4 protein-coding genes are annotated in these 2,440 nt (G+C 37.0%); 3 read left to right on the top strand and 1 reads right to left on the bottom strand.

All coding sequences use genetic code 11. The features are described from left to right. Nucleotides 1–95: 95 nt before the first annotated feature. Nucleotides 96–968 carry a hypothetical protein gene (locus tag BN338_RS03635; RefSeq protein WP_244427607.1) on the bottom strand — a complete coding sequence of 291 codons (873 nt, stop codon included), beginning with the start codon at nt 966–968 and terminating at the stop codon, nt 96–98. A 29-nt stretch (nt 969–997) separates the two neighbouring features. On the opposite strand from BN338_RS03635, the gene BN338_RS03640 reads away from it, so the two are divergent. The 3 genes from BN338_RS03640 to BN338_RS03650 form a co-directional block, all read left to right on the top strand. Next, entirely contained in the window at nt 998–1,498 is a 501-nt protein-coding gene (locus tag BN338_RS03640; RefSeq protein ID WP_039759146.1) for a crossover junction endodeoxyribonuclease RuvC, read from the top strand. Continuing rightward, nucleotides 1,488–1,856 carry a DUF1376 domain-containing protein gene (locus BN338_RS03645; RefSeq protein WP_039759147.1) on the top strand — a complete coding sequence of 123 codons (369 nt, stop codon included), beginning with the start codon at nt 1,488–1,490 and terminating at the stop codon, nt 1,854–1,856. The genes BN338_RS03640 and BN338_RS03645 overlap by 11 nt, the downstream gene beginning before the upstream one ends. Continuing rightward, on the top strand, nt 1,846–2,440 hold a 595-nt coding region (locus BN338_RS03650), incomplete at its 3' end, for a DUF1376 domain-containing protein (RefSeq protein ID WP_039759149.1). The genes BN338_RS03645 and BN338_RS03650, both read left to right, overlap by 11 nt.

Below are 2,440 nucleotides of genomic sequence, written 5' to 3' on the forward strand. Positions count from 1 at the left end.
AAAAATAAGCTTGATACCTTAAGGGATGAACTCATTAAAAAAGAAAGAAGAAATCGAATTAATAGACTTAGCATAAAAATATTTGCCTAAGTGAATTAATCCAATTTTTTTAAGTCTATGAGGTTGGTTTGTGTGGTTACAGTCATTGTTGTTTCTGGTTTCAATGGGGATGTATGAGTAATGATTAAAGTAACTTGGGCTTTTATATCTTCTTCACGCGCTGCTACAAAAATAGGGATTCCTGTATACTTATTTTCTGAGGGAGATATAGGAATATTAACATCGATTTCTTGTCCCGTTCGAAAATCCTTTGCTTCCTCACAGCGGCCGCGTGATTTGTGTAACGTTGGACGGGCATCAGGATCAACATATGGTGATTGTATTTGCCGCCATCGAGTTTCAGGCTTGTATATGATGCCATATCCAAGAATAAAGCGAGAACCATCTTTTAGCTTTATATTTAAAACGTGGATGACAGTTTGTGCATTGTTTTTTATCTTTAAAAAAAGAAGTGTCCACTTGCCTTTTGTTGGAAAATGTGGGCCAGTTGTATATATGGAAGGGGGCAAACCCAAATCCTGTACTCTTTTGTTATCTAACAAAATTCTAATATGTTCCTCTGACCATTTTGCAAGATCTTTTGTCGATATCGCTTGCTCTTTAAGGGCTATCGTCTGTTCTTGGCTTTCTGCAAATTGCTTGTTTATCCATTCTCTATCTTCTTCTCGTTTTTTTGCAGCTGTTTCTAAATCATCTTTGCGGATTTTGGCTGCTTCTTTACGGTCTTTGCATCTTAAAATAAGTGCTACCGAAAGCGACACAGTAAATGATACCAAACCTGTAAGAAATATCTTTACCCATTCTTGCATCATAACTCCTCCCACCTTTTTAGAATCGTTGGGAGGGTACTTTTTCACAAACATTCTTGCAAGACAAGCAATCACAACACGTTCTGTCATAGCACACATATAAATACGTAGAGCCTTAAGGGGGGATTATGATCACTCATGCACAAACCATTCATGCACAAACCATTCTTTGTCTTGATCTAGGCACCAAGACTGGATGGGCAATATGTGGTGCGGATGGGCATATCATCAGTGGTACTATGAATTTTCAACCCCGTCGTTTTGAAGGCGGTGGCATGCGTTATTTACGCTTTAAGCAATGGCTTTCAGAAATAAAGTTGACAGCAGGGGGCATTGATGAAGTTTATTTTGAAGAAGTGAGGCGTCATTTAGGTACAGACGCTGCTCATATTTATGGTGGTTTGCTAGCGACATTAACGTCGTGGTGTGAACACGAACAAATTCCTTATGAAGGTATACCCGTTTGCACAATAAAGAAAGCGACAACAGGCAAAGGAAATGCTTCAAAAGAAGAGATGATGAGTGCAATGCGTGCAAAAGGGCATGCACCAAAAGACGATAATGAAGCAGACGCTTTATCAATTTTACATTTAATAATTAAGGGAAAGGGAAAAGATAATGGTAAATAAGTTACCATGGACGAGGCTTTTTGCAGATCAGTGGCTTCTTGATCTTGCTTGTTTACCTGCAATTGAAGGCAATGTTTATATGCGGTTGCGATTACAAATGTTGCGTATCAGAGAACCTCTTTTAAATGATGAGCAAATATTATCTCATTTTACTTGCTGTTCAGTAAAAAGATTTCAAAAGGCATTAGATTATTTATTTAGATCTGGACACATTATCTGTTTAGAAGATGGTCGTTTGTGGAGTTTGGATGTTGAGAATGAACTCAACAGTATTGAAGAAGATCTCGACTGCTTTGATGAAGATTTAGACAATCTTACCTTGCATGAAAACATGGGGGGTAAAGATAATGGTAAATAAGTTACCTTGGGTACGTAATTTTTATCAAGAGTGGATTATGGACTTTGCTGGCACTGATGCAGCAGAGAAAGCTACTTATAGCACGCTCACAGCTCTTATGTATCGAGCTTGCGAACCGATTTATGATGACACTTCTGTTTTAGCACGTGCTGTTGGCTGTTCAGTACAAACTTTTAAAAAATCATTAGAAAAACTCATTCGAAAAAAATTAATTATTCGATTAGAAAATGGATATTTATGGAGTGCACAAGTCGAAGAAGAATTAAAAAACTGCAATGAGAATTTAAATAGACTTTCAGAAAGAGCTATAAAAGCTGCGAATACTAAGAAAAATAAGCAGAATGATAACCCATCAAGAGAACATGATGAAGTTGTGATGACGTCATCACGAGGTCATGATGATATCATGATGAGTTCATCACGAGGTCATGATGACATCATGATGAGTTCATCACGACAACACATTAACATTAACAATAACAGTTTATATAAAAAACCTAAACCTATCGGTTTAGTCAAAAAAGAAATTGATGAGGATTTTGATCAAAACACTGATCAGGTTTTGGAACTTGTTTCAGAGCAAA

This window comes from Bartonella queenslandensis AUST/NH15, assembly GCF_000312585.1.
Lineage (GTDB): Bacteria > Pseudomonadota > Alphaproteobacteria > Rhizobiales > Rhizobiaceae > Bartonella > Bartonella queenslandensis_A.

Coding starts and splice junctions, on each gene's coding strand:
- BN338_RS03640 (WP_039759146.1), top strand. CDS start 998: ATGATCACTCATGCACAAACCATTCATGCACAAACCATTCTTTGTCTT.
- BN338_RS03635 (WP_244427607.1), bottom strand. CDS start 968: ATGTGTGCTATGACAGAACGTGTTGTGATTGCTTGTCTTGCAAGAATG.
- BN338_RS03645 (WP_039759147.1), top strand. CDS start 1,488: ATGGTAAATAAGTTACCATGGACGAGGCTTTTTGCAGATCAGTGGCTT.